This is a genomic window from Novosphingobium sp. (assembly GCF_025351285.1).
Lineage (GTDB): Bacteria > Pseudomonadota > Alphaproteobacteria > Sphingomonadales > Sphingomonadaceae > Novosphingobium.
This window is the reverse complement of sequence record NZ_JANXWG010000099.1, coordinates 22,235-49,165: the sequence shown is the minus strand read 5'-3', so window position 1 is coordinate 49,165 and position 26,931 is coordinate 22,235. Positions and strand designations below refer to the sequence as shown.

At 64.1% G+C, this 26,931-nt stretch carries 27 protein-coding genes; 22 read left to right on the top strand and 5 right to left on the bottom strand.

The window, feature by feature from the left end; translation table 11 throughout:
• Nucleotides 1–160: 160 nt before the first annotated feature.
• The 8 genes from Q0R16_RS12345 (at nt 161) to Q0R16_RS12310 (ending at nt 8,291) form a co-directional block, all read left to right on the top strand.
• Nucleotides 161–994 (top strand): hypothetical protein, encoded by an 834-nt coding sequence (locus Q0R16_RS12345; RefSeq protein WP_295636298.1) that lies wholly within the window; start codon nt 161–163, stop codon nt 992–994.
• Entirely contained in the window at nt 991–2,223 is a 1,233-nt protein-coding gene (locus tag Q0R16_RS12340) for a hypothetical protein (RefSeq protein ID WP_295636296.1), read from the top strand. Before Q0R16_RS12345 ends, Q0R16_RS12340 begins: the two co-directional genes overlap by 4 nt.
• A complete protein-coding gene (locus Q0R16_RS12335) occupies nt 2,220–3,920 on the top strand; it encodes a DUF1588 domain-containing protein (protein ID WP_295636294.1) in 1,701 nt (566 codons plus the stop codon). The genes Q0R16_RS12340 and Q0R16_RS12335 overlap by 4 nt, the downstream gene beginning before the upstream one ends.
• Before the next feature lie 10 nt (nt 3,921–3,930).
• A complete protein-coding gene (locus Q0R16_RS12330) occupies nt 3,931–5,262 on the top strand; it encodes a DUF1552 domain-containing protein (RefSeq protein WP_295636292.1) in 1,332 nt (443 codons plus the stop codon).
• On the top strand, nt 5,259–5,729 hold the full coding sequence (locus Q0R16_RS12325) for a VOC family protein (RefSeq protein WP_295636290.1): 471 nt from the start codon (nt 5,259–5,261) through the stop codon (nt 5,727–5,729). The genes Q0R16_RS12330 and Q0R16_RS12325 overlap by 4 nt, the downstream gene beginning before the upstream one ends.
• Nucleotides 5,730–5,763: 34 nt before the next feature.
• Complete coding sequence (locus Q0R16_RS12320) at nt 5,764–6,213, top strand: cytochrome c (protein ID WP_295636288.1); 450 nt, start codon at nt 5,764–5,766, stop codon at nt 6,211–6,213.
• 53 nt (nt 6,214–6,266) lie between these two features.
• Entirely contained in the window at nt 6,267–6,719 is a 453-nt protein-coding gene (locus Q0R16_RS12315; protein WP_295636286.1) for a MarR family transcriptional regulator, read from the top strand.
• 207 nt (nt 6,720–6,926) lie between these two features.
• Complete coding sequence (locus tag Q0R16_RS12310) at nt 6,927–8,291, top strand: glycoside hydrolase family 125 protein (RefSeq protein WP_295636328.1); 1,365 nt, start codon at nt 6,927–6,929, stop codon at nt 8,289–8,291.
• A gap of 3 nt (nt 8,292–8,294) precedes the next feature.
• Here Q0R16_RS12310 and Q0R16_RS12305 read toward each other — a convergent pair whose 3' ends face one another.
• Nucleotides 8,295–9,023, bottom strand: coding sequence for an SDR family NAD(P)-dependent oxidoreductase (locus Q0R16_RS12305; RefSeq protein WP_295636284.1), 729 nt, complete (start codon nt 9,021–9,023; stop codon nt 8,295–8,297).
• Between the two features lie 78 nt (nt 9,024–9,101).
• Between Q0R16_RS12305 and Q0R16_RS12300 the strand changes: the two genes are divergently transcribed.
• On the top strand, nt 9,102–9,716 hold the full coding sequence (locus Q0R16_RS12300) for a 2-hydroxychromene-2-carboxylate isomerase (protein WP_295636282.1): 615 nt from the start codon (nt 9,102–9,104) through the stop codon (nt 9,714–9,716).
• Here the strand turns inward: Q0R16_RS12300 and Q0R16_RS12295 are convergent.
• From Q0R16_RS12295 to Q0R16_RS12285, 3 genes are read right to left on the bottom strand one after another with little or no spacing between them, the layout of a single operon-like run.
• Nucleotides 9,647–10,816, bottom strand: a complete 1,170-nt coding sequence (locus Q0R16_RS12295; protein ID WP_295636280.1) for a glycosyltransferase family 1 protein — start codon at nt 10,814–10,816, stop codon at nt 9,647–9,649. The two genes, Q0R16_RS12300 and Q0R16_RS12295, sit on opposite strands and share 70 nt — an antisense overlap.
• A 5-nt stretch (nt 10,817–10,821) precedes the next feature.
• On the bottom strand, nt 10,822–11,274 hold the full coding sequence (locus Q0R16_RS12290) for a GtrA family protein (RefSeq protein ID WP_295636326.1): 453 nt from the start codon (nt 11,272–11,274) through the stop codon (nt 10,822–10,824).
• Between the two features lie 2 nt (nt 11,275–11,276).
• Entirely contained in the window at nt 11,277–11,975 is a 699-nt protein-coding gene (locus Q0R16_RS12285) for a ferritin-like domain-containing protein (RefSeq protein ID WP_295636278.1), read from the bottom strand.
• Between the two features lie 126 nt (nt 11,976–12,101).
• Here Q0R16_RS12285 and Q0R16_RS12280 point away from each other — a divergent pair, with 126 nt between their 5' ends.
• Nucleotides 12,102–12,950: an NYN domain-containing protein gene (locus Q0R16_RS12280; protein ID WP_295636276.1), complete on the top strand. Its 849-nt coding sequence runs from the start codon at nt 12,102–12,104 to the stop codon at nt 12,948–12,950.
• 3 nt (nt 12,951–12,953) lie between these two features.
• On the opposite strand, the gene Q0R16_RS12275 is transcribed toward Q0R16_RS12280, so the two are convergent.
• The gene (locus Q0R16_RS12275) at nt 12,954–13,814 is read right to left on the bottom strand and encodes a transglutaminase family protein (RefSeq protein ID WP_295636274.1); all 861 of its coding nucleotides are present in this window, start codon (nt 13,812–13,814) and stop codon (nt 12,954–12,956) included.
• 165 nt (nt 13,815–13,979) lie between these two features.
• Between Q0R16_RS12275 and Q0R16_RS12270 the strand changes: the two genes are divergently transcribed.
• The 12 genes from Q0R16_RS12270 (at nt 13,980) to Q0R16_RS12215 (ending at nt 26,928) form a co-directional block, all read left to right on the top strand.
• Nucleotides 13,980–16,085 (top strand): catalase, encoded by a 2,106-nt coding sequence (locus Q0R16_RS12270; protein WP_295636272.1) that lies wholly within the window; start codon nt 13,980–13,982, stop codon nt 16,083–16,085.
• 78 nt (nt 16,086–16,163) lie between these two features.
• On the top strand, nt 16,164–17,513 hold the full coding sequence (locus tag Q0R16_RS12265; protein ID WP_295636270.1) for a hypothetical protein: 1,350 nt from the start codon (nt 16,164–16,166) through the stop codon (nt 17,511–17,513).
• Entirely contained in the window at nt 17,513–18,916 is a 1,404-nt protein-coding gene (locus tag Q0R16_RS12260) for an acyl-CoA reductase (protein ID WP_295636268.1), read from the top strand. The genes Q0R16_RS12265 and Q0R16_RS12260 overlap by 1 nt, the downstream gene beginning before the upstream one ends.
• Before the next feature lie 113 nt (nt 18,917–19,029).
• Nucleotides 19,030–19,344, top strand: a complete 315-nt coding sequence (locus Q0R16_RS12255) for a hypothetical protein (protein WP_295636266.1) — start codon at nt 19,030–19,032, stop codon at nt 19,342–19,344.
• A gap of 550 nt (nt 19,345–19,894) precedes the next feature.
• Nucleotides 19,895–20,266: a 30S ribosomal protein S12 gene (gene rpsL / locus Q0R16_RS12250; protein ID WP_295636264.1), complete on the top strand. Its 372-nt coding sequence runs from the start codon at nt 19,895–19,897 to the stop codon at nt 20,264–20,266.
• A 161-nt stretch (nt 20,267–20,427) separates the two neighbouring features.
• Complete coding sequence (gene rpsG, locus Q0R16_RS12245; RefSeq protein WP_295636262.1) at nt 20,428–20,898, top strand: 30S ribosomal protein S7; 471 nt, start codon at nt 20,428–20,430, stop codon at nt 20,896–20,898.
• 138 nt (nt 20,899–21,036) lie between these two features.
• Nucleotides 21,037–23,109 (top strand): elongation factor G, encoded by a 2,073-nt coding sequence (gene fusA, locus Q0R16_RS12240; RefSeq protein ID WP_295636260.1) that lies wholly within the window; start codon nt 21,037–21,039, stop codon nt 23,107–23,109.
• A gap of 119 nt (nt 23,110–23,228) precedes the next feature.
• Nucleotides 23,229–24,419 carry an elongation factor Tu gene (gene tuf, locus Q0R16_RS12235; RefSeq protein WP_295636258.1) on the top strand — a complete coding sequence of 397 codons (1,191 nt, stop codon included), beginning with the start codon at nt 23,229–23,231 and terminating at the stop codon, nt 24,417–24,419.
• Nucleotides 24,420–24,561: 142 nt separating this feature from the next.
• Nucleotides 24,562–24,873 carry a 30S ribosomal protein S10 gene (gene rpsJ / locus Q0R16_RS12230; RefSeq protein ID WP_185663838.1) on the top strand — a complete coding sequence of 104 codons (312 nt, stop codon included), beginning with the start codon at nt 24,562–24,564 and terminating at the stop codon, nt 24,871–24,873.
• Nucleotides 24,874–25,220: 347 nt separating this feature from the next.
• Nucleotides 25,221–25,976 (top strand): 50S ribosomal protein L3, encoded by a 756-nt coding sequence (gene rplC, locus Q0R16_RS12225; protein ID WP_295636323.1) that lies wholly within the window; start codon nt 25,221–25,223, stop codon nt 25,974–25,976.
• Between the two features lie 3 nt (nt 25,977–25,979).
• Complete coding sequence (rplD, locus tag Q0R16_RS12220; protein ID WP_295636254.1) at nt 25,980–26,606, top strand: 50S ribosomal protein L4; 627 nt, start codon at nt 25,980–25,982, stop codon at nt 26,604–26,606.
• The gene (locus tag Q0R16_RS12215) at nt 26,599–26,928 is read left to right on the top strand and encodes a 50S ribosomal protein L23 (protein WP_295636252.1); all 330 of its coding nucleotides are present in this window, start codon (nt 26,599–26,601) and stop codon (nt 26,926–26,928) included. The genes rplD and Q0R16_RS12215 overlap by 8 nt, the downstream gene beginning before the upstream one ends.
• Nucleotides 26,929–26,931: the final 3 nt, after the last annotated feature.

Genomic DNA, 26,931 nt, shown 5'->3' with positions numbered 1-26,931 from the left:
GGGGGCATGCCTGACGCGGTTCGGACCGAGACCTGGGCTCGGCCCTTGACTCGTTCGGAAACCGAACTAGTTTGAGGGCAATTGCAGCGTCAACACGGGCTGTGAGCAGCGTTCGGGAGAAGCTCCAATGCCAAGGCGTCGCACGGCGGGATCGGCTCTCGTGTTTACGCTTGGATGGATTGGAACGGTGCCGCTGGCCGCGCAGCCGGCGGACTTGCCGATACCGGCCGCCACCACCCAAACCTTTCCCGCGGGCATTGCCGGGGCCGGGGCCGGGGCCGGGGCCCGGGCCGGCGCCGGAACTGGCGTGGGGCAGGTCTATGTCGATGGCTCGGGCCGCGTGCTTTACGGCATGGACATGCGCGTGCTCCAGCGCTTCAGCCCCGATCCCGCGCTCTATTGCGGCAAGGCTTGTGCGCAAGTGTGGGAGCCGCTGCTTGCCCCTACCGGAACCGCGCCCAACATCGCCTATCCCCCAGGCTATCGCGGCGAACGCCGGACGCGGGGCGGCGGTGAACCGGCCACGCCGGCGGGCTTCGTCAATCCCCAATCCGCGCCCGACTGGACGGTGATTGCAGGGCCGCAAGGTCCGCAGTGGGTCTATAAGGGCTGGCACCTGGTTTTCGCGCATCGCGGCGACAAGCCCGGCGTGATCCTTCACGAAGGCGCCGAAGGCCGAACCTGGAACACGCTCAAATACATCGCGCCGGCCCCCAGGGTAATGGCGCCCGGCGGAGTGCAGGCGGTCCTGTCCGGGGCCGAATATATGCTGGCCGATAAGGACGGACGCGCGCTGTTTACCGGGGCTTGCGCAAAGGGCTGCCCCGGCTGGCAGCCGCTGGCGGCGGGCATGGCCTCTGCTGAGGTTGGCGGCTGGACGGTGAGCACTGCCGGCGACGTGCCGCAGTGGACGCTGCGCGGAGCGTCGGTGTTCGTCGCACCGGCCGACGATCCAACGCACATTCCCACTGGCGGCAAGGCGCTCCGACCATGAACGATTGGACCACACATCGCGCAAACCTGCGGCGCATCTGGCCATTCGCGGCCGGCGCGTTGACTGCTGCAATGCTGGCCGGATGGTCGATCGTCAGTATCGTCCCAAGCCCGGCGCGGGCCGTCGGCGAGCCGGTCAACCACACTTTGCCACCCCCGCCGAAGGACGGGGTCATGGGCTTCGTCATCGAAAATTTCGTGCCGCCGGTGGTGCAGGGCAAGGATGCCTGCCCGCACGGCCTGGCGCCCCGGCTCAAGGACGAATTCCTCGCCACCTTGCCCGCCGAGGAAGCCGCGCGGCTGCGGCTCAAGGCCAACGAAAAGGAATTCGCCGAGCGCTGGCACGCAATGGCGTTCGGACCGGGCAACGAGACCAACATCTGCTCGCAGCCCGAAATGTTCAGCCGTCCACCGTTTCCCGGCGTGGAAAGCCGCACGGGCTGGGGTCTCGACCTGAATGGCAAGGCTTCCGGCGCAGACCCGGACGGCTGCGCGCACGATGAATTCCAGACGCCAACGGGCGAACAGGGCATCGACAACCAGGAATACCGCGCGATGGGCTGTACGCTCGAATGGCGCGGGGTTGATGGCATCGGCGGCGATAACCAGACCGGGATGCGCCAGTTCCATGCCTCGGGCGAATGGACGCAATTGCTGCTGCTGCGTGGCGTCACCAGCTTCGTCAAGGCCGACAATGTCGAGGTGATCTACGCCAACACCCCCGATCGACCGACCCTCGACAGCAAGGGGCATTTCCTGCCGGGCATGAGCTTTTCGGTCAGCGACAAGCCGCCGCGCCACCGCAATGTGCTCCACGGCCGCATCCGCAACGGCGTGCTCACCACCGATCCGGCCGAGATCGAATTGACCCAGACCTGGGGCCAGGGCGGCGCTCGCGACATTCGCGGCAACCGGTCGAGCTACCACTATCTCAAGGGCAGGCTGCGGCTGGAATTCCAGCCCGATGGCAGCCTCAAGGGGCTGGTCGGTGGGTATCGCCCGCTGATCGATGTGATCATCAGTCCGGCGTTGGGCGGGGCCGGATCGGCGCTGGCGGCAGGGATCGACTGCGCGGCCGAACTCGCCACGCTCAAGAAATATGCGGACGGAATGCGCGATCCGCAAAGCGGACAGTGCCACGGCATTTCCAGCGCGATGCGGCTGTCGGCGGTGCCGGCGTTCGTCAACGACGTGCCCAAGGCGGGCGCAAAGCGGGAGACGGCGCGATGAACAGGCTGCAACGCATGGGCCGTTGGTCGCTGGCGGTGAGTGCCGGTGCGTTGCTGGCGGCGGGCTGGTTTACCGGCGCGGGCGGTGTCCGTGCGCAAGTCACTGCGCCCAGCGTCGCACCGCAAATCGTGGCCATGCGCAGGCTTAGCGAATCGCAATACCGCAACACCATCGCGGATATCTTCGGCCCCGATATCCGCGTGGCGGGCCGGTTCGAGCCGGTGGTCCGCCCCGCGCACGAAATGATCGCCAGCGGCGCGCGCGATGCCAGCTTGTCGCCCGCCGGGCTTGAGCAGTTCGACGCGATGGCGCGCAACATCGCCGGGCAAGTGTTCGGCGAGGCCAATCGGGCGCGGTTCGTGCCATGCACCCCGGCCAGCGGCAGTGCCGCCGACGAGGCTTGCGCCAAAGCCACGCTCGCCCCGATCGGACGCTACTTGTTCCGCCGCCCGCTGACCGACGCGGAACTCGGCTTCTACGTCCGGCTGGCCGACAGCGCGGCCGCGCCGACCGGATCGTTCCACAAGAGCCTCGAACTAGCGCTGGCGGCCATGCTCGATTCGCCGCGCTTCCTCTACGTGACCGAAATCGCCGAACCCGATCCTACGCGGCCCGGGCACTTGCGGCTCGACAACTGGTCACGCGCGGCGCGGCTGTCGTTCATGCTGTGGAATTCGACGCCCAACGAGCCGCTGCTAAAGGCCGCCGCCGATGGCCGGCTGACCGATCAGGCGCAGCTTTCGGACGTGGCGTCGCACATGGTCGGCTCGCCGCGCTTCGAGCAGGGCTTGCGCGCGTTTTTCGCCGATATGCTGCTGTTCGAACGCTTCGACGACTTGTCCAAAGACCCGATCATCTACCCCTACTTCAACACCGAAGTCGCCGCTGCGCTGCCCGAGCAGATGCTGCGTACCGTCACCGACCACCTGCTGACGCGTAATGGCGATTACCGTGCTCTGTTCACCACGCCGCGCACCTTCATGACGCGCTCGCTCGGCGGGCTTTACGGTGTGCCAGTAGCCAAGCCCAAGGGCTGGGAACCGTTCCAGTTTCCGGCGGGCGACGATCGCGCAGGGCTGCTCGGCCAAGCCGGGTTCCTCGCGCTCTATGCGCATCCTGGGCGCAGTTCGCCGACCTTGCGCGGGCGCGCGATCCGCGAATTGCTGTTGTGCCAGCCGGTCCCCGACCCGCCGGGCAACGTCAACTTCACCGCGGTGCAGGACGTCAACAACAGGGCCAAGCCGACCGCGCGCATCCGATTGGAAACGCACATCAGCGACCCGGTCTGCGCCGGGTGCCACACGGTGATCGACCAGGTGGGGCTTGGCCTCGAACGCTTCGACGGCATCGGTCGCTGGCGTTCGACCGAGAACGCTGCGACGATCGACGCTTCGGGGCAGATCGACAACCTCAAGTTCGCGGGCGCACCCGGGCTCGGCAAGGCGATCGCCACGATGCCCGAGGCGACGCAATGCGTGGCCGGCCGCGCGCTCGAATATGCACGCGGATGGCCCGCTGGCGATGACGGCGCGCTGGTGACCGCGCTCGACAAGAAATTCAGCGCATCTGGCTATTCGATCCGCGCACTGTTCCAGGCCGTCGCCAGCCTGCCCGAGGCGTATCAGCCAAAAGGCGGCATCGAAGTGGGCAACACTCACGTCACGATGGCCGCCAATCCGCGCCGACCCGTTCGCTAGGAGAATACCGATGGCATTCGACATCTCGCGCCGCCGGGCGCTCAAGGGCGCGATGGGGTTGACCGTCGGCCTGCCGCTGCTCGACGCCATGCTCGACGTGAACGGCACCGCATTCGCCGCGACGGGCACCACCGTGCCGGTGCGGTTCGGGACGTGGTTCTGGGGACTGGGCGTCAATCCCAGCCGCTGGTTTCCGGACAAGGCCGGCGCGAATTACGAACTCAAGCCAGAGTTAGCTCCGATCAAGGCGTTGCAGGGCAAGATCAATATTCTCGGTAATTTCAACGTCCCGCTCGATGGCGCGCCCAACCTGCCGCACATCAGCGGCGGCGCGGCGGTGCGGACAGGCCGCGCGCTGACCGCCGATCGCGGGCTGCCGGGCGAAAGCTTCGACGTGACGATCGGCGACCAGATCGGCGCGCGCAGCCGCTTCCGCAGCCTCGAGGCCTCGGCCATCGGCGACGCGCGCAATTCGCTGAGCGGGCGGGGCGGCGGCAATCTCAACCCATCCGAAACCAGCGCCTCGGGGCTTTATGCGCGGCTGTTCGGGCTGGGCTTCAAGGACCCCAACAGCGGCACTTTTACCCCCGATCCGCTGACCGTAGCGCGGCGCAGCGTGCTGTCCGACGTGGGCGAACAGCGCGCGGCGTTGCAGGCGGCGGTCGGCGCGGCGGACAAGCAGAAGCTCGACCAGTACTACACCTCGCTGCGCCAGTTGGAGAACCAGTTGGAGGTCGAACTGCGCAAGCCCGATCCGCTGAAGGCCTGCGTGGTTCCGCGCAAGCCGGGCGAATTGCCGATCACATCCGAAATCGAAACGGTCATGCTCAACCATCAATTGATGACCGACCTGATGGTGATGGCGCTGGCCTGCGACCAGACGCGCGTGTTCAACATGATGTTCAACAACGGCGCATCCAACCTGACGCGGATCGGCAGCACCATCACGCACCATCAGTTGACCCACGAGGAAGTGCTCGACAACCGGCTGGGTTACCAGCCCGAGGCGACCTATTTCCTCACCCGCATCATGGAGGCCTGGACCTATTTCGTCACCGCGCTCAATGGCGTGAAGGAGGGCGATCGCACCTTGCTCGACAACACGCTGGTGTTCGCGCATTCGGAGACCGAATTCGCCAAGTTCCACACGATCGACAACTTGCCGATGATGACCGCGGGCGGCGCGGGCGGGAAGGTGAAGACCGGCGTCTATGTCGACGGCGGCGGCAGTCCGATCAGCCGTGTCGGGCTGACGTTGCAGCAGGTGATGGGCGTTTCGGTCGACAAATGGGGCACCGGCAGCATGGGCACGAGCAAGACGGTTTCGGAGATCGTGGCGTGAGGGCCGGTTGGCTGGCGCTCTCGCTGATGTTTGCCGGTCCGGCGCTTGCGGACACGCCAGCAATCGCGCCGACCGGCAGCATCATCGGCCCCGCGCTGCACGTTTCGGCGCTGGTGCCGGCGCTGCATTTTTACGTCGATGGGCTCGGCATGACGGTCAACATGACGATGGGTCCGGCCGATCGGCGCGAGACGATCCTGGGCTTCGGCCGTGATCCGTCGCAGCCGGGGATCATCCTGCTTGCCGATACGACACGTGCGACGCCGCAGGCGATCGGGCACGCGTTCGGCTATGACCGGCTGGTGCTGCGGATCACCGATCTCGACGCCACCGCCGCGCGGCTCAAGGCCGCCGGCTTCGCGCCGAGCCCGATCCGCGACGTGGCGATGGGCTATCGCATGATGCTGGCAACCGACGCCGATGGCTACAAGCTGGAACTGGTCGAGCGCAAGGCGCGTCCGAAGTAACCACAACAAAACAAAGGGTTTGCCCGTGAAATTGATGAACCGTGCTGGCGCTGCGCTGATCGCGCTCGCCACGATTGCAGCCGCCCCGCCGGCCAATCCCGCCGACCAGATCACCACCCGCGTCGCCGGTTTGCGCGAACTGGGCGCGGCGATGAAAGCGGTCAGGGACGGCATTGCTCCACCCGAAGTGCAGACGATCCTGGTCCAGCAGGCGGCGCGCCAGATCGTCAACGCGGCTGGCCAGATGCCCGGTTGGTTCCCGGCTGGTAGCGGTCCTGCACCCGGCCTCAAAACCGCCGCCAAGGCCGAAATATGGGCGCAACCCGAGAAGTTTGCCGCAGCACGTGATACCTTCGTAGCCGAGGCCGCCAAATTCCAGATGATCGCGAAAACCGGCGACGCGGCCGCAATTCGCGCCGAAGTTCCAAAACTTGGCGCAACGTGCGGGGGCTGCCACGACACCTTCCGCGAAAAAGCGAGCTGATGCGGCCGGATCGACCTGTTGCGGGCGCCTCGGAAGACGCTCCCAAGCCACAGTTGCGCAGCAACAGCGGTGCCACGCCCGGCCTCGCCTGGACCGAAATCGGCCAGTTCGCCGAAGCTATGACGTTTGCCCGCCGTGCGCTGTTCACGCCGGTCGAGGCGATCAACGCCGAATACGCGCTCGGTCAACGCGGGATCTGGGTGATCGGCATGATCGCGAGCGGTCGCATCCGCACACACGCCGACATCGCGCGCCATTTCGGCATTCCCAAAAGCGTGGTCACCGAACAGATCGCGCTGCTGGTGAGCCAGGACCTTGTGGTCACGACACCAGCACCCGAGGATCGGCGCCAGAAAAACCTGGCGTTATCCGACCGCGGCCGGGCCCTGAACGCGCGACTGGGCGCGGCATTCGAGCAGAAGTTCGACCAGCTCCTCGGACGCTTTACCGCCGCGGACCTCAGGCTTTGCACCGAACTGCTCAACGAACTGGCTGGAGTACGTTAACTCTGGCGATAATGAAAAGGATGGCCTGGGTCACAGGTTTCCGGCACGCGGTATGGGACTATGGCGATGGCAAAAGACATCGACCGTTAATGGACTGTACTGCATGATGTCGGGCCTGGAGTATGTGGCGACGTGAGGTTGAACAGGCGATCATTGTTGGCGGGAAGTCTGGCCGCAGCGCTGGTGCCGGCGGGCGGGCGTCCGGCGATGGCCGCGCTCGAATATCCGTTGCGCCGGCCGCTGGCCGCCGATCGGCGCTTTACCAGCCCCGCTATCGAAGCCGAGATCAGCCGGGTGAGCGGGCTGATCGGCGATCCCATGCTGGCCTGGCTGTTCGGCAACTGCTATCCCAACACGCTCGACACCACTGCCGAAGTGGGGGTGATCGACGGCAAGCCCGATACATTCGTGATCACCGGAGATATTCCGTGCCTGTGGCTGCGCGACAGTTCGGCACAAGTGCAGCCTTATCTTCCGCTCGCGCGCAACGATCCGGCGCTGCGCACCATGCTGCGCGGGTTGATTTCGAGGCAGGCACGCTCGATCCTGATCGATCCCTACGCCAACGCGTTCATGCGCAATCCGGCGATGAAAACCGACCTGCCGTGGGCGCTGCAGGACAAGACCGAGATGAAAGCCGGCGTGGCCGAGCGCAAGTGGGAGCTCGATTCGCTGTGCTGGCCGATGCACCTGGCGCTGCGCTACTGGCAGGCGACGGGCGATGCCGTGCCGTTCGACGCGCTGTGGGCCGAGGGCGCGCGCGCTTCAATCCGCACGATGCGCGAACAGCAGCGCATCGACGGACCCGGGCCCTACCGGTTCCAGCGATCGGACACCAACGCGATCGACACGCTGATGCTCGATGGCTTGGGCGCACCGACCAAGAAGGTGGGCCTGATCCATTCGATGTTCCGCCCCTCCGACGATGCGTGCACGTATCCGTTCCTGGTGCCCGCCAACCTGTTCGCGGTGGCGGCGCTGCGGGGTCTGGCCAAAGTGGCCAGTGAAGCGCGCGGCGATGCTGATCTTGCCACGCTCGCCAATGACCTTGCCACCGAGATCGACTTTGCGTTGAGCCGCCACGGCACGATGCAGGGCCCCGACGGGCAAGTGGTGTGGGCCTACGAAGTCGACGGCTTCGGCAACACCTTGCTGATGGACGATGCCAATGTGCCCGGGCTGTCGTCGCTGGCCTATCTCGGCGCCGTCGACCGGCAGGACCCGCTGTTCCGCCGCACCGAGGCCGCGTGCTGGAGCGGGCGCAACCCCTACTTCTTCCGTGGCAAGGGCGGTGAGGGCATCGGCGGGCCGCACGCCGGCCTTGGCATGATCTGGCCGATGTCGATCATCCTGCGCGCGATGACCAGCGACGACGACGCGGTGATCCGCACCTGCCTCAAGATCCTCAAGGTCACGCACGCGGGCACCGGATTCATGCACGAAAGCTTCGCGGCGGATGATTACAACCGTTACACCCGGCCGTGGTTCGGCTGGGCGAACAGCCTGTTCGGTGAACTGATGCTCGATCTGGTGCAGCGCAAGCCGGCGCTGATGGCGCACGACGTTGGGTGAATTTTACCAGGGTTCGGCGAAGGGGCGGATATCCAGCTCGAAGGTCCATGCGTCGCTGGGCTGCTGGTAAAGCGCCCAATAGGCATCGGCTACCGCTTCGGGGCGCATCAGCCCGGTGGGTTTACGACCGCCCTGCGCCACCCGCTCGCGCACCCACGCAGTGTCGACGCCTGAGTCGATGACCAGGTGTGCTACGTGGATGCCTTGCGGGCCAAGCTCGCGCGCGGCCGCTTGCGCTACCGCGCGCAGGCCGAACTTGGCGCTGGCGAATGCCGCATAGCCGGTCCCGCCGCGCAGGCCCGCGGTCGCTCCGGTGAAGAAGATCGCGCCCCGTCCCCGCGGAAGCATCAGCCGGGCCGCCTCGCGCCCCGCCAGAAAGCCCGCAAAGCACGCCATCTCCCACACCTTGCGGAACACGCGTGCGGTGGTGTCGATCAGCGGAAATTGGACATTGGCGCCCACGTTGAAGATGCAAAGTTCAAGCGGGGCGAGCGCTTCGGCTTCGGCCAGGAAGGCGGCGACTTGCTCCTCGTCGCGCGCGTCGAGCGACCGGGCGATCGCACGCCCGCCCGATGCCGCGATCTCCTCGACCAGCGGCGCAAGCTTGTCGCCATTGCGCCGCCCCATCACGACGATGAAGCCCCCCGCCGCAAAGCGCCGCGCGATGGCGGCGCCGATGTAGTCGCCCGCGCCGATAATGGCTGCCGTGGCGTGGCGTTGGTTGCTTGCCATCATCTCTCTCCCGCGAAGTTCTTGCCCGGCTATTGAACCGGGGTTACCGCCGGGGTCAACCACGACGGGAGAGCGGCCATGGACGTCACATTCTATTTCGACTTCGGCAGCCCCAACGCCTTCCTCAGCCATCGCGTGATCCCGGGCATCGCAGCGCGAACGGCTGCTATATTCGACTATGTGCCGATCCTGCTGGGTGGGCTGTTCAAGCTGACCGGTAACCAGTCGCCGATGGCGGCGTTTGCGGGGATCAAGCACAAGCTGGCGTACGAGGCGCTGGAAACGCAGCGCTTCATCGCGCGGCATGGCATCGCCGATTTCGCGTTCAACCCGCACTTTCCGGTCAACACGCTGCACCTGATGCGCGGCGCGGTGGCGGCGCAGGATCTGGGCGTGTTCGAGGCTTACGTCGATTGCGTGTACGATGCGATGTGGACGCGCGGGCTCGACATGGGCCAGCCTGTGATCATCGCGCAAGTTCTGGCCGAAGCAGGGTTGCCGGCCGACGCTCTGCTAGAAGCGACGCAGGCCCTGCCGGTCAAGCAGAGATTGCTCGACAACACGCAAGCCGCGTTCGATCACGGTGCATTCGGCAGCCCGTCGTTCCTGGTCGGCGACGATCTCTACTTCGGCAAGGATCGCTTGCGCGACGTGGAAGAGGCGCTGCTCGCCCGCGCCAGCACTTCGCGATAGGCTGCCTCGACGCTGCGCGACGCCGCGTCCCATGAATAGGTCAGGCTGGTGCGCCGCGCCGCCGCGCCGATCGTTTCGCGCAAGCCTCGATCGGCGATAAGCCGCGCCAGCACCGTGACATAGGCCTCGACATCGAGCGGCTGGCAGATGAACCCGTCCAGCCCCGCCGTCAGGATGCTGCGGGCATTCTGCGCATCGGCGCTGACCACGGGCAATCCGCTGGCCATGGCCTCGACCAGCACGTTGCCGAAGGTTTCGGTCGTGCTCGGGCATAGCAGCACGTCGGCGCTTGCGACAGCGCGCGCGAGGTCCTTGCCGGCAACATGGCCGGTCAGGATCGTGGCGGGAAGGCCTTCGAACAGTGCAGCGGCGGGGCCGGCGCCCACGACCAGCGGCCGCACCCGCACGCCCTGCTGTTCGAGCCGCCTGATCACCGACACGAACACATCGATGCCCTTTTCGAGCACCAGCCGCCCGAAGAACAGCACCACGACTTCGTTATCGGCGATGCCCTGCGCATGGCGCCAAGCCACGTCGCGGCGAGCCGGATTGAACAGATCGGCATCGATGCCACGACTCCACACGCTGGCGTGATCGTCGCCGCGCATCATCTTCATCTCGGCGACGAGCGCAGTGGTGGGCGCGAGCACATGGTCGCTGCGGCGGTAGAACCGGCGCAAGTGTGCATTGAGCACCGGTACTGCCCATTCGATGCCGTAATAGGCAAGGTATGTTTCGAACCGCGTGTGCATGCTCGCCACGATCGGCACGCCGAGCTGCTTGGCGAAGGTCTGCGCGCGGGTGCCGAGGATGTCGGGGGTGGAGACGTGGATGAGGTCGGGCTGGAACCGCCGCACGTCCTCGCGGATTTCGCGCGGCAGGCCCAGCGCCAGACGGAACTCGGTGCGCTTGGGCAGCGTGACCGAGGGCACCGGCACCAGCGTGCCCGCCGGCTCGAACGCGGGCGTGTCGGTGACGGGCGAATAGACTCGCACCGTGCAGCCGGACTTGTCCTCCAGATGCCGCACCAGGATGTTCAGCGCCTGGTTGGCCCCTTCGCGCAAGTAATTGTAGTTGCCTGAAAACAACGCGATCCGCACGCGCCTCAAACCTGCCGGAAGTTGAGCGCCGCGTTGAGCACGAACACGACGAGGCCCGCCACCAGCGACACCAGCGCGCGGGCGACAAGGTAATTCATGTGCGTTACTGCGAGCAGGGCGGCATAAAGTGCGGTGGTGACGAGCAGGCCCACGCCCGAATTGACCAGGAACAGCGCATAACCGCTGCCCACGCCGCGATCGCTGCCGCGAAAGATCCACGCCCGGCCGAGCATGTAATGCAGCGTGTTGGCGATGACGAATCCGATCCCCGCGGCGACCACTTTCGATACGCCGAGAAACTGAACCAGCGCCCACAGCACCACCAGCCCGATGCCGAACACGAAGCAACTGACCACGGTGTTGCGCACCAGCATCGCCCCGACGCGCGGCGAGAGCAGCCGGCGCATCTTGCTGGCGCTCGTGTGATCGGCGCGATCCATGTCGAACGTCGACTGCATCGTCACGCGCGCGAAACCGTCGCCAGCGACGGGGCCGGCATCGGCTGGATCCTGACGGGCTCGGCCGCGTCGATCCAGTCGGTCCGGCGCTTGATGAACGGGTTGAAGAACAGGAACGGCAGCTTCACGAACAGCAGTTCTGCGTGGATGAAGCTGTCGACTGCGCGTTCCCACCAGCGCGGCTCGCGCTTGGCGTTGACGCACAGCCAATCGTCGTACGGCGCCCAGTGGCTCGGTTCGTCGATCTTGATGATACGGAAGATTTTCGTCAGCACCGGATCGGACAGGATCATGCGGTTCGACAGCAAGGTTTCGAGCTGGCGAGCCCCACGTTGTTCGGTCAACGAGATCACCCGGCACAGCCGTTCGAACAGCGCGTCGCGCTCGACGATCGAGCGCGTGTCGAGATTGGCGATGTGCCGGCCGAACATGATCTCGACGAAGCGGTCGATGTGGCCGAAGCTGCGGTTGACCGACAGCGGCATCACGCCGCGCAGTTCGAACCAGCGGCGGAACATCACGTAATGCTTGCGTTCGTCGGCGCGGTGCTTTTCGACCCGCGCGATCATCGCGGTGTCGTCGGGCGAGCGTTGGCGGATCGCATCGAGCACCTGGTCGATGGCGGTATAGCCGCGGTGTTCGTTATAGATGTATATGCTGCCGACAACGTCGAGATAGCGGTCTTTGAACCAGGCGAACATTCAAGTCTCCGAACGGTGCGCGCAACGCGCCCCGGGCATACAACGCATTCGATGCCTGTTGGTTCAAATTCAAACGCCGCAGACTGACAATCGACCAATCCAACTAAGGTTTATCAAGGAAATACAATGGAATCCGATTCACCTTCAGGCAATCCGCCCGCCCGGCGCATTGCGCTGCTGATCGATGCCGACAACGTCTCGCACACCAAAATCGCGGCGATGCTGGCCGAGCTGTCGAAGTACGGCACTGCCAATATCCGCCGCGCATATGGCGATTGGGGCAGTTCTGGCCTCAAGGGCTGGAAGGCGCGGCTGCACGAATTTGCGATCCGCCCGATCCAGCAGTTCAGCTATTCGACCGGCAAGAACGCCACAGACATTGCGCTGGTGATCGACGCGATGGAGCTGCTTTACACGCAAAAGCTCGACGCGTTCTGCATCGCCTCGAGCGACGCCGATTTCACCCCGCTGATCATGCAGCTCAAGGCCAACGGCCACGAAGTCTATGGCTTCGGCGAGCGCAAGACGCCGGCGCCGTTCGTGAATGCCTGCACGACGTTCCTGTATCTCGACAGCCTCGATGGCGCGGTCACGGTCGATCCCGTGGTCAGCGAGCCTGCCCCCAAAGCCAAGCGCAAGGACCGTGTGAAGCCTTCCGCCAAAGTCGAGGCACCCGTTGCCGATTCCACTCCGATCGCCACCGCACCACGGCCGCTGGCGCAGGATGCCACGCTGGTCACGATCCTGCGTGGTGCGGTCGAAGCCTCCGCGCGCGAGGACGGCTGGGCGGCGATGTCGGCGGCCGGCAGCGCGGCCAAGCGCCAGGCACCAATCGATCCGCGCAATTATGGCGTGAAGAACTTCCCCGGCTTGTTCGAAGCGACCGGGCTGTTCGAGATCTTCAAGGCCGAAAGCGGCCAGAGCTATGTTGCCGACAAGCGCAACACCGATCGCTCGCCGCGCCCGGACCGGTAAGGACTAGGCGGCGCGCAGCAGACCCGGCTGTGCCTGCGACTGGCTGATCTCGTCTGTCACGATATCGAACCGTTCGAGGTTGGTGCCGCCGAATGCGGTGGTGATCGCAACATCGGTCGCGTCGCGGCCGCGCGCCATGACGATCCGGCCAATCCGCGGAGTGTTGTGGCGCGCATCGTATGTGTACCACTCACCGTCGACGAACGCTTCGAACCAGGCGCTGAAATCCATCGGCGCGTCGACCAGCGGCACGCCGATATCGCCCAGATAGCCGGTGCAGTAGCGCGCGGGAATGTTGACGCAGCGGCACAGCGTGACCGCCAGGTGCGCGAAATCGCGGCACACGCCGACGCGCTCCTGATAGCCTTCCCAGGCGGTGCGGTCCTTGCGCGCGAACTGGTAACCGAACTGGATGTGATGATGCACCCAGTCGACGATCGCCTCGACCCGTCCGCGCGCCGACAGGATCGAGCCGAATTGCGCCCACGCGAACTGCATCAACCTTTCGGTCTCGCAATAGCGGCTGGCCAGCAGGAAGGGCAGCACCGCTTCGGGCAGTGCATTGACGGGCATGACCGGCATGTCGGGCGCGCGGCGATCGGGCAAGCCGCTGTCTGAGATCACGAAACTGTTGCGCAACCGGGTGCGGCCCGCGGGCATCGTCACGCGCGTGGCGACGTTGCCGAAGCTGTCGATATAATTGTACGCCGGCAGTGTGCGCGGGCTGGCGCCCTCGGCCTCGATCGTGATGTGGTGTGGGGTGCGCAGATCGCGGTTGCGCGAAGGGTGGACGCTCAACAGCGCAATCAGTGGCGTGGGCGCAAACGATGACATGACAATGTCGAAACCGGCTTTGATCAACATGATAGGGGCTCTGCGGAATGGTCGGGGTTGGCGCATAACGGCGCAAGGCACCATTCGATCCCCAAAATTATCGGGCGCGCCGGCCGTCGATTTGCTCGGACCCTGATCGCGGTTCGCGGGTTGAAGGGGCACATCCCCATTCTCGACAGGCCACCGGAGATTATCATGGCGAGCAAGAAACCCAGCACGACCCCAGTCGCGACCCGCCCGGGCAACGGCGGCGAAACCCATCAGGACGCTGGCCAGGAAACCGGGGGTGGCGGAGCAGTGCTCACCACCAACCACGGCGTCCCCGTTTCGGACAACCAGAACAGCCTGCGCAGCGGTGTGCGCGGGCCGACGCTGCTCGAAGACTTCGTGCTGCGCGAAAAAATCTTCCACTTCGACCACGAACGCATCCCCGAACGCATCGTTCACGCGCGCGGATCGGGCGCGCACGGTGTGTTCGAGGCGACCGCCGACATCTCCGACCTGTCGAAGGCGGCGGTGTTCACCAAGGGCGAGAAAACCGAACTGTTCGTGCGCTTTTCCACGGTGGCGGGCGGCGCCGGGTCGGTCGACACCCCGCGCGACGTGCGCGGCTTCGCAGTCAAGTTCTACACCCGCGAGGGGAACTGGGACCTTGTCGGCAACAACATCCCGGTGTTCTTCATCCAGGATGCGATCAAGTTTCCCGACCTGATCCACGCGGTGAAGATGGAGGCCGATCGCGGTTATCCGCAAGCCGGCAGCGCGCACGACACGTTCTGGGACTTCGCCTCGCTGACCCCCGAAACCACGCACATGCTGATGTGGGCGATGTCCGACCGCACGCTGCCGCGTTCGCTCAGGATGATGGAGGGCTTCGGCATCCACACCTTCAAGCTGGTCAACGCTGCGGGCAAGGCCAGCTTCGTCAAGTTCCACTGGAAGCCGCGGGCAGGCGTGCAATCGACGATCTGGGACGAGGCGCTCAAGTTGCAGGCAGCGGACAACGACTACCACCGCCGCGACTTGTTCGAGGCGATCGACGGCGGTGATTTCCCGCAATGGGACCTGGGTATCCAGGTGTTCGACCAGGCCTTTGCCGATGCGCAGCCTTACGACGTGCTCGACGCGACCAAGCTGATCCCTGAGGACGACGTGCCCGTGCGGATCATCGGGACGATGACGCTCAACCGCAACGTCGACAACTTCTTCGCCGAGACCGAGCAGGTTGCGTTCCTGCCGAGCAACGTGCCGCCGGGGATCGATTTCTCGAACGATCCGCTGCTGCAGGGGCGGCTGTTCAGCTATCTCGACACGCAGAAATCGCGGCTGGGCACGACCAATTTTCATCGGATCCCGGTCAACGCGCCGCGCTGCCCGTTCGGCAATTTCCAGCGCGATGGGCAGATGCAGACGATGGTGCCCAAGGGCCGTGCCAACTACGAACCCAACAGCCTGGCGGCGCATGGCGAGGACGGCGGCCCGCGTGAAAGTGTGGCCACTGGCTTCGTCACCGACAATGCCGTGATCGGCGCCGACGAAACCGGCGACAAGCTCCGCATCCGCTCGGACACCTTCGCCGATCACTACAGCCAGGCGCGGCTGTTCTGGCGCTCGCAGACGCCGAGCGAGCAGGCACATATCGCCTCGTCGTTCGTGTTCGAATTGTCGAAAGTGGGTGTGCTCGAACAGGTTCCGCCGCGCATGCTGGCGAATTTGCGCAATGTCGATGAAGGCTTGGCCAAGCGGGTCGCGGCGGGGCTGGGAATCGATCTGCCCAAGGCCGCCAAGCCGGCTCGTGCGCCTGTCGACATGGCACCGTCGGACACGCTGTCGATCCACAAAAACATGAAGCCGACCCTCGAAGGCCGTAGCGTCGGTGTGCTGATTGCCGATGGCACCGATGCGGCCGAACTGGCCGGCGTGGTCGCGGCGGTGAAGAAGGCCAAGGGCAAGCCGATGCTGGTCGCGCCCAAGGTGGGCGGCGCAAAACTGTCCGACGGCAGCTTGCAGCAGGCCTACGGGCAGCTCGCGGGCACGCCCTCGCAATTGTTCGATGCGGTGGCGATCGTGCTGTCAGAGGCGGGCTGCGCGGCGCTGATCAAGCAGGGCGCGGCGGTGCAGTGGGCGATGGACGCGTTCGGCCACCTCAAGGCGATCGGCGCGAGCAAGGCCGCCGGGCCGCTGCTCGAAAAGGCGGGCGTGGTGGTCGACGCGGGCGTGACCGATCTTGGTCCGAAGTTCGTCAAGGCGGCGGCGCTGCGGTTCTACGATCGCGAGCCGGGTGTGCGCGACCTGGCCTGACCGCACAGAAAATCCGCTTGCATTCTTTCCCCGAATCCCTTTAATGAAACGTAAAAGGTGTTATTAAAGGGATTCGGGATGGGTGCTGCAACCGACAAGCTGACCGGCCAGGTCCAGGCCCGCGATCGCTTCGCGCATTCGCACGATGAATTGCGCACGACGCAGATCGCGGCGCTCGATGAACGCTTCCAGCAGCAGAAGGATCGCATCAAGCTGCTCGGCCACCGCGCCACCGAAACCGGAATCGACGCGGCCCACTCGCTCGACGACATGGTACCGCTGCTGTTCCCGCACACCGCCTACAAGAGCTATCCCGAAAAGTGGCTGATGGATCAGCAATGGGCGCGGATGAACAAGTGGCTCGGCACGGTCTCGGCGTACCCGATCCAGCCCATCGAGACGGACACGATCCGAGACGTCGATGACTGGATCGATCGGTTGCAGGCAGTCGGGCACTTCATTTCGTGTTCGAGCGGGACCACCGGCAAGTCGGCGATGCTGATCGCCTCACAGAAGGATATGGACTGGTCGCGGATCGATACGGTGCAGGTGTTTGCGTGGGGTTCAGGGGTTGCGCCGGCGCAGGATCGCAAGCTGATCGGCTGCGTGCCGGTGGCGACCGTGCCCAAGAACCAGGTGATCGGCGAAGCGCAATACACCGCCTTTGCCGATCCCGCGTTGCCGCGCTTTACCTATCCGGTGCCGCCGATCACCGTCGGCACGCTCACCAACATGGTCGTGATGCGCAAGAAGATGGCCGATGGCGTGGCGCGGCCCGAGGAAGTGGCGGCGTTCGAGGCCACCTCGCGTGAACGGCAGACCACGCTCGACCGCGCGATCGGCATTGCGGCGGCGGAGATTATCGCCAACCGTCATCGCAAGCTGATGGTTTCGGGCTTGTGGAGTGGGCTCTATGCGGTGGCCAAGGCGGTTCGCGATCAGGGCTTCAGCGCCAAAGACTTCAACCCCGACAACTGCATCTACGTCGGCGGCGGGCTCAAGCGCGCGCAATTGCCCACCGATTATCAACAGTTTGTCCACGAAACCTTCAACATTCCCGGCAACCGCAACTTCCAGAACTATTCGATGCAGGAACTGAACTCGGGGATGCCCAAGTGCCGCGAGGGCGGGCGCTATCACGTGCCGCCGTGGATCGTGCCGTTCGTGCTCGACAAGGACGGCAGCACCCGGCTGCCACACGAGCACGGCGAGATCGAGGGCCGCGCGGCGTTCTTCGATCTCTCGCTCGACGGGCGCTGGGGCGGGGTGATCACCGGCGACAGGATCGCGCTGGACTTTGCACCCTGCAAGTGCGGCAATGCCGGCCCGTCGATCCGCGACGACATCGCGCGCTATGCCGATCTGGAGGGTGACGACAAGATCGGCTGCGCGGGCACGATCGATGCTTACGTGCGGGGGGTGGCGTGATGGAACAGACCGAAGCGGTTGTCTCCGCTCCCTTCTTCCTGCGCGGTGAATTGGTTGAAGGGCAGGACATTGTGCACCGTTCGCGCGACCTGGGCGTACGCTTCGCCACGCCGAAGCTGGACCTCGACCGCGTCGTCCACCCCCGTACCGAAGTGCCGCCGCTGCTCAACGTGCCACTGGCCGAGATCATCGACTTCCTCGTCGAGACCGGCGAACGCATCCGCGATCCGAAGAATGTGTTCATGCAGGAATGTATCGAGCGGATGTGCGCCACCCACGTGCTGCCGCGCGAGGTGGTCGCAAACCAGGCGCTGTATGCGGCAACCTATCTCGACAAGCGCAAGCTCATGGCCGAAGTCGAGCAGAACTTCCCCGATCCGCGCGCGCTCGATCAATGGGTGCCCAAGCACGACTTCACCGGCCGCCGCAGCTTCGTGCGCGCCTTCGCGCCGCGGCTGATCCACGTTCTGCCCGGCAATTCACCGGGGGTGGCGGTCAAGTCGGTGGCGCAAGGGGCGATGGTCAAGGCCATCAACTTGTTCAAGATGTCGTCGAGCGACCCGTTCACGATGGTCGCGATCCTGCGGATCATGGCCGATATCGATCCCGCGCATCCGATCGTGAAGTCGATGTCGGCGGTCTATTGGCGCGGCGGCGACGAACCCGTCGAGCGCGTGCTCTACCGCCCGCAGTACTTCGATAAGATCGTCGCATGGGGCGGGGGCGAGGCGATCGGCAATGTCGCCAAATACATCGGGCCGGGGTTCCAACTCGTCTCGTTCGACCCCAAGACCTCGATCTCGTTCGTCGGCCGCGAAGCCTTCGCCTCGGACGAAACGCTTGCGCTCACCGCCGATCTCGCCTCGGCGGATGTGATGACGCTCAACCAGGAGGCCTGTGTCGCCAGCCGCTTCCAGTTCGTCGAGGGAACGGCTGAGCAGGTCGATCGCTTCTGCGCCGCGCTGCACGCCCGCATAGCCACCCGCGCGGCAGCATCGGGCGACGTGCGCGCTCTCGACATGGACATGCGCGAGGCGGTCGAGACGATGATCATGATGGACGACGAATACGGCGTGTGGGGGCGCACCGACGGCAAGGGGCTGGTGATCCGATCGGACGAGCCGGTCGATTTCCACCCCATCAACAAAACTGCCAATGTGGTGCGCGTCGACTCGCTCGACGATGCGGTGAAGTATATCAACGTGGCAACCCAGACCGTGGGCTTTTATCCGTTCGACCGTATGGCCGTATATCGCGACCGCCTGGCCAGTGGCGGAGCGCAGCGGATCGTCCATCTGGGCGAGGCCGGCCCAAGCACGATCGGCAATCCGCACGACGCGATGTACCCGCTCCACCGCTTCGTCCACTGGATGGCGCATGAGGACGGCATCGCGTCCGCATGAACGCGCGCCGGATTGCGATGAGGAGCCGCCCCTCGCCGGTTGGCGAACTGCTGCGGTAAAGAAACAGCGACCTTTGCCATGCAGCGCTTGGCTTGAAACATGGAGTTGGCAGGGTGGATCAGTTGAAAACGCCGGCGCAGCTCGTCTCGGGACGAGTCAAAGGAATCCTCCTGAACTATTTCACAGACGAGGATGGGCTTCACCCGCTGAAAGACAATCGGATTCAGATTTATCTGAACAACGATTCGGACGGGAAGCTTTACAATCTGTTTTCGCGCGAAGGAGCCGGCCCGGCTGATGTTTTTGCCTGGGCCGCTGTGGCGATGCACTCCTACGAAAGCAAAACCAATGTCGAAGTGGAGGTGGAGCCGTTCGACAACGTCGATGTGACGGGTAACTATTTCATCGACGCCATGAAGCCAGCCTGATCTGCGGAGTTGGAGGCGCGCCGTTTGCGCGAAGCGGCTTCGATTTGAAACCAGAAGTTTGCGCGCACACAACGCTCGTCATTCACCGTCCGTCGATGCCGCACGACGGATGCTGAACCGCGTTCCGTCTGACGAATGGGGTGGGGCAGCGCGTCCTTGACCAAAACCAACAACACGCCTAGGGGCCGCACTCGTTCGGACGGGGAAGCCTGTCCGGCGTTGAGCTGAACATTGGCGGTGTGGTGGGGGCAACCTCGCAGAATTCCGTCAAAGTAACCCGGTTCCCAAGGGGTTCGGGTGGAGTGTTTTCGGCTCATGATGCGCAAGGGCGCCTGATTCGGCCAAAGTCGAATTGCCACCCTATTTCGCACATCGTGAGGCCCAAGCCGTCCACCAGACACCAACGGAACCAGACCAGTTCGATCCTAACCTGATCGTGCGTGGGACCCCCGCGCTCCGTTCAGGAAAAGTAGGAACCGGTTTTCCGCCCGGAAAGGGCGCTCTCTACGGGCCACTTTCGCCCGTAGAGACAAAAAGGTGAAGCGATTACATGCCAACTATCAACCAGTTGATCCGCAAGGGTCGTGTGCCGCAGAAGGCCAAGTCCAAGGTTCCGGCGATGGAGCAGAACCCGCAGAAGCGCGGCGTTTGCACTCGCGTTTACACCACCACCCCGAAGAAGCCGAACTCGGCGCTGCGCAAGGTGGCCAAGATCCGCCTGACCAATCAGCGCGAAGTCATCTCGTACATCCCGGGTGAAGGCCACAACCTGCAGGAGCACTCGGTGGTGCTGATCCGCGGCGGTCGTGTTCGCGATCTTCCCGGCGTGCGCTATCACGTGCTGCGCGGCGTGCTCGATACGCAGGGCGTCAAGAACCGCAAGCAGAGCCGCTCGAAGTACGGCGCCAAGCGTCCGAAGTAAGCCGGGCTAACGCTCGCGAGACCCATTCTCGCGGTGCCGGCCCGCTCCCCCTGCCCAGACGCCCCTAAGGGGTAAACTCTGGGTGGCTGGGCAGGGGGAGCGGGCCGGCACCGCAAGGCAGACCCGGATGGGTCTGCCGCACTCCGAAGGAGTAAGATCAAATGTCACGTCGTCGTCGTCCCGAGAAGCGGGAAATCCTGCCTGATCCGATGTTCAAGGATCAGACCCTGTCGAAGTTCATGAACAACCTCATGCTCGACGGGAAGAAGTCGGTCGCCGAATCGATCGTCTATGGCGCGATGGATACGATGCAGACCCGCGCCAAGGCCGATCCGATCCAGCTGTTCCACGATGCGCTCAACAACGTGAAGCCGCAGATCGAAGTCCGGTCGCGCCGTGTGGGTGGTGCTACGTACCAGGTGCCGGTCGAAGTGCGGCCCGAACGTGCGCAGGCGCTGGCCATGCGCTGGCTGATCACCGCGGCGCGCAACCGGTCGGAAACGACGATGGTGGCGCGGCTGTCGGCGGAACTGCTCGACGCGGCGAACAACCGCGGCAACGCGGTGAAGAAGCGCGAAGATACGCACCGCATGGCGGACGCGAACCGGGCGTTCTCACACTACCGTTGGTAAAGCGATTCGAGGGCGCCGGGCTGCTTTTGGGTGGCGGGCGTCTTCAAATCGTCACATTCGTAACCATATGGGCGGTGTGCTCCGGTCGACCGGCGCAACTTTCCAGCTAAAACGCCTCTCGGCAAAGGAATAGCAGACATGGCCCGCAGCCATCCGCTCTCGATGTATCGCAACATCGGCATCATGGCGCACATCGACGCCGGCAAGACGACGACGACCGAGCGCATCCTGTTCTACACCGGCAAGTCCTACAAGATCGGCGAGGTCCACGACGGCGCCGCCACCATGGACTGGATGGAGCAAGAGCAAGAACGTGGTATTACAATCACTTCGGCAGCCACGACGTGCTTCTGGGGCGATTACCGCATCAACATCATCGACACCCCCGGGCACGTGGACTTCACCATCGAAGTCGAACGCTCGCTGCGGGTGCTGGACGGCGCGGTAGCCTGCTTCGACGGCGTGGCCGGAGTCGAACCCCAGTCCGAAACCGTGTGGCGCCAGGCTGATAAGTACGGCGTTCCACGTATGTGCTTTATCAACAAGCTCGACCGCACCGGTGCCAACTTCAAGTATTGTGTCCAGTCGATCATCGACCGCTTGGGCGCCAAGCCGGCGGTGCTGTACATCCCGATCGGCCTCGAAGCCGATCTGCGCGGGTTGGTCGACCTGGTCGAGAACCGGGCGATCATCTGGAAGGACGAATCGCTCGGCGCCGAGTTCTTCTACGAGGAAATCCCGGCGGATCTCGCCGACGAAGCAGCGCTCTATCGCAGCGAATTGATCGAACTGGTCATCGACCAGGACGACGACGCGATGGAAGCCTATCTCGACGGCAAGGAACCCGATGTCGCCACGCTGAAAGCGTGCATCCGCAAGGGTACGCTCAACCATTCGTTCGTGCCGGTGGTGTGCGGCTCGGCATTCAAGAACAAGGGCGTCCAGCCACTGCTCGATGCCGTGGTCGACTATCTGCCTTCGCCGCTGGACATCGAAGACGTGCAGGGCGTCAAGATGGACAGCGACGAGAAGGACAGCCGGCCGCCCAAGGACGACGCACCGTTCAGCGCGCTGGCGTTCAAGGTGATGAACGATCCGTTCGTCGGCAGCCTGACCTTTATCCGCATCTATTCGGGTTCGCTCACCAAGGGCACCTACCTGAACTCGGTGAAGGACAAGAAGGAGAAGGTCGGCCGCATCCTCGAAATGCACGCGAACGACCGCAAGGACATCGACGAAGCCTTCGCGGGCGACATCGTTGCACTCGCCGGCATGAAGGAAACCACGACGGGCGACACGCTCTGCGCCGAACGGCAGCCGATCGTGCTCGAACGGATGGAATTCCCCGAGCCGGTGATTGAACTGTCGGTCGAACCCAAGACCAAGGCCGACCAGGAGAAGATGGGCATCGCGCTCAACCGTCTCTCGGCCGAGGACCCCTCGTTCCGCGTTTCGACCGATCACGAATCGGGCCAGACGATCATCAAGGGCATGGGCGAATTGCACCTCGACATCATTGTCGATCGCATGCGCCGCGAGTTCAAGGTCGAAGCCAACGTCGGTGCGCCGCAGGTGGCTTACCGCGAATACCTCGGCAAGCCGGTCGACGTCGATTACACGCACAAGAAGCAGTCGGGCGGTACGGGCCAGTTCGGTCGCGTGAAGGTCAAGGTCAATCCGGGCGAGCGCGGTTCGGGCATCATCTTCAAGGACGAGATCAAGGGCGGTAACATTCCCAAGGAATTTATCCCCGCGATCGAAAAGGGCATGCGGGAAACCGCCGCTTCGGGTTCGCTGGTCGGGTTCCCGATCATCGATTTCGAGATCCTGCTTTACGACGGCGCCTACCACGACGTCGACTCGTCGGCGCTGGCGTTTGAAATCGCAGGCCGCGCCTGCATGCGTGAAGTGGCGCAGAAGGCCGGCATCAAGCTGCTCGAACCGATCATGAAGGTCGAGGTCGTCAGCCCCGAGGAATATCTGGGCGACGTCATCGGCGACATGAACAGCCGTCGCGGGCAAATCCAGGGCACCGACAGCCGGGGCAACGCCCAGGTCGTCGAGGCGATGGTGCCGCTGGCGAACATGTTCGGCTACGTGAACCAGCTCCGCTCGTTCACGCAAGGGCGTGCCAACTACTCGATGTTCTTCTCACACTACGACGAGGTCCCGGCCAACGTCGCAGCCGAAGTCAAGGAAAAGCTCGCCTGAGGCGAGTGAGGATCACGGAGAAGCTTGCCTGATCGGCAAGTTCATACTAGGGGCGGCGCTCGATTCAGCGGGCGCGGTCTCCGCAGCAATCAAATTCAAGCGAACAGAAGGTTTGGACAATGGCAAAGGCAAAATTCCAGCGGACGAAGCCGCACTGCAACATCGGCACCATCGGTCACGTCGACCATGGCAAGACCACGCTGACGGCCGCAATCACCAAGGTGCTGGCCGAAACCGGCGGTGCCACCTTCACCGATTATGCCAACATCGACAAGGCGCCCGAAGAGCGTGAGCGCGGCATCACGATCTCGACTGCGCACGTCGAATACGAAACCGAAGCGCGTCACTACGCTCACGTCGATTGCCCGGGCCACGCCGATTATGTGAAGAACATGATCACCGGCGCTGCGCAGATGGACGGCGCGATCCTGGTCGTTAACTCGGCCGATGGCCCGATGCCGCAGACTCGCGAGCACATCCTGCTTGCACGTCAGGTCGGCGTTCCGGCACTGGTCGTTTACATGAACAAGGTTGATCAGGTCGACGACGACGAGATCCTCGAACTCGTCGAACTCGAAATGCGCGAACTGCTGACGTATTATGGCTTCGATGGCGACGCTATTCCGTTCGTCAAGGGTTCGGCCCTGGCCGCGCTCGAAGGCCGCGACGACGCGATCGGCAAGGAATCGATCTACGCGCTGATGAAGGCAGTCGACGAGTTCATCCCGCAGCCCCCGCGCCCGACTGACAAGCCGTTCCTGATGCCAGTGGAAGACGTGTTCTCGATCTCGGGTCGTGGTACGGTCGTCACCGGCCGCGTCGAAGCCGGCATCGTCAAGGTTGGCGAGGAAGTCGAGATCGTCGGCCTCAAGGACACACAGAAGACCGTCGTTACCGGCGTTGAAATGTTCCGCAAGCTGCTCGACCAGGGTGAGGCCGGCGACAACATCGGCGCGCTGGTTCGCGGCGTGAAGCGTGAAGACGTCGAGCGCGGCCAGGTTCTCTGCAAGCCCGGTTCGGTTACGCCGCACACCGAGTTTGCCGCCGAAGTGTACGTGCTGTCGAAGGATGAAGGTGGCCGTCATACGCCGTTCTTCGCCAACTACCGCCCGCAGTTCTACTTCCGCACCACTGACGTGACCGGCGAAGTGATCCTCCCCGAGGGCACCGAAATGGTCATGCCGGGCGACAACGTCTCGATCGGCGTCAAGCTGATCGCGCCGATCGCGATGGACCCGGGCTTGCGCTTTGCAATCCGCGAAGGTGGTCGGACCGTCGGTTCTGGGGTTGTCAGCACGATCTCGAAGTAATATAGGCGCCGCTCCGCCAGAGACCCGGATCTGATTCGGGTCTCTGGCGGCGGTCATTTAGCGGCTGCCCCGCTTGCTCCCTTAGGGGTGAGAAGGCGGGACGGCCGATCTTGGTTTTGCTCTTTCGCATCGGTAAACGGACATGGACGCCCAGAATATCCGCATTCGCCTCAAGGCCTTCGATCATCGTGTGCTCGACCAGGCCACTGGAGAAATCGCGGATACCGCTCGCCGCACCGGCGCGCTGATCCGGGGCCCTATTCCGCTTCCGACGCGCATCGAAAAGTTCTGCGTCAACCGCGGGCCGCACATCGACAAGAAGTCGCGTGAGCAGTTCGAAGTCCGCACCTACAAGCGGTTGCTCGATATCGTGCAACCCAACGCCGCCACCGTGGACGCGCTGATGAAGCTCGACCTCGCCGCCGGCGTCAATGTCGAGATCAAGCTGGCGTAAGCCGACGCGAGTCGACAAGGTTTCGGTCTTCGGACCAAAAGCATACCGGCCTTCGGGCCACATTCCTTCCCACCCTGGCTTCGGCCCGGGTCGGACAAAGCGGGGCAACCCGCCGGACACAGGGATACCTCCGGCGCCGTCTGTTCGAAATTCGAATGGGCATAGCCGGGCAAGCGTCCCCCGTCTCGTCGAGACGATCCCGTGAGGGTTCGTTTCGGCAACCAGCCCGGACGGGGCTCGTTTCCAATTTTCAGGGCTGGACATGCCTTTCGGAGATGGTCTCCGTAAGGCCTCTGTGGGGTTCGCGCGGTAACCGCTGCGCTGCCCCGGTATTGAGGAGCATGATCATGCGCACTGGCGTGATCGCGAAGAAGGTGGGGATGACCCGCCTGTTCCAAGACGACGGACGGCACGTGCCGGTTACCGTCCTGTCGCTTGAAGATTGTCAGGTGGTTTCGGTCCGGACTGCGGAACGTGACGGTTACGTCGCGTTGCAGCTCGGTGCAGGCACCGCCAAGCAGAAGAACGTTGCCAAGCCGCAGCGTGAGCATTTTGCCAAGGCCGAAGTGCCACTCAAGGCTTGCGTCGCCGAATTTCGTGTGGCTGACGATGCCACACTCGATGTTGGGGCCACGATTGCCGCCTCGCACTTTGTCACCGGCCAGTTGATCGATGTTTCGGGCAACACGCAGGGCAAGGGTTTCCAGGGCGGCATGAAGCGTTGGGGCTTCGGCGGCATGCGCGCTACCCACGGTGTGTCGATCTCGCACCGTGCACTCGGTTCGACCGGTCAGCGGCAGGATCCGGGTCGCGTCTTCAAGAACAAGAAGATGGCCGGCCACATGGGTGACAAGCAACGCACCCAGCAGAACCTCGAAGTTGTCCGCACGGATGACGAGCGTGGGCTGATCTTCGTCAAGGGCTCGGTCCCCGGCGCCAAGAATGCCTGGTTGCTCGTCCGTGACTCGGTCAAGGTTTCGCGCCACGCTGACGCGCCTTATCCGGGTGCCGTCAAGCAGGCTGACAACAACAATGCGGCTGCTGCCGATACGCCGGTGGAAACGTCCGCTGCGGTCGAAGCGACCGACAGTCAGGAGGGCTGATCCATGAAGATCAAGCTTCATAACCTCGACGGTTCGGAAGGTTCGAGCGATATCGAGCTTTCGGATGCCGTCTTCGGGATCGAACCCCGTGCCGACATCCTTCACCGTGTTGTCACCTGGCAGCTCGAGAACCGTCGCGGCACCGCCCGTGCGGCGCGCGAGCGGTCTGACGTGGCCCGTACCGGCAAGAAGTTGGGCAACCAGAAGGGTGGCGGTACCGCTCGCCACGGCGATCGTGCTGCACCAATCTTCATCGGTGGTGGCAAGGCTCACGGTCCGCGCAAGCGCGATTTCGACGTCTCGCTCAACAAGAAGATCCGTGCGCTTGGCTTGCGAATGGCGCTGTCATCCAAGGTCCAGGGCGGACTGGTGATCGTCGACACGCTCGATCTGACCGATGCCAAGACCAAGGCACTTGGTGCGCAGCTCGCCCAGGCGAACTGGGGCCGCAAGGTGCTGGTCGTCGATGGCGATGCCGTCAACGAGGGCTTTGCCCGCGCTGCGCGCAACTTGGTCGGTGTCAACGTGATGCCGGCGATGGGCGCCAACGTTTATGACATCCTGAAGCACGACACGTTGGTGCTGACGCGCGCTGCGGTCGAAAAGCTGGAGGCGCGTTTCAATGGCTAAGGCCCCCGCCAAGAAGACGGATGGCATCGATACGCGTCATTATGACGTGATCGTGGCTCCGCACATCACCGAGAAGGCAACGCTGCTCTCCGAGCACAACGCGGTTGTCTTCAAGGTGGCCAACAAGGCCACCAAGGCCGAGATCAAGGCGGCTGTCGAAGCGCTGTTCAATGTCAGCGTCACCGCAGTCAACACGATCGTCCAGAAGGGCAAGACCAAGCGTTGGAAGGGCAAGCCCTACAAGCGCACGGACATCAAGAAGGCGATTGTCACGTTGGCCGCCGGCCAGTCGATCGACATCACCGAAGGGGTCAGGGGTTAAGCC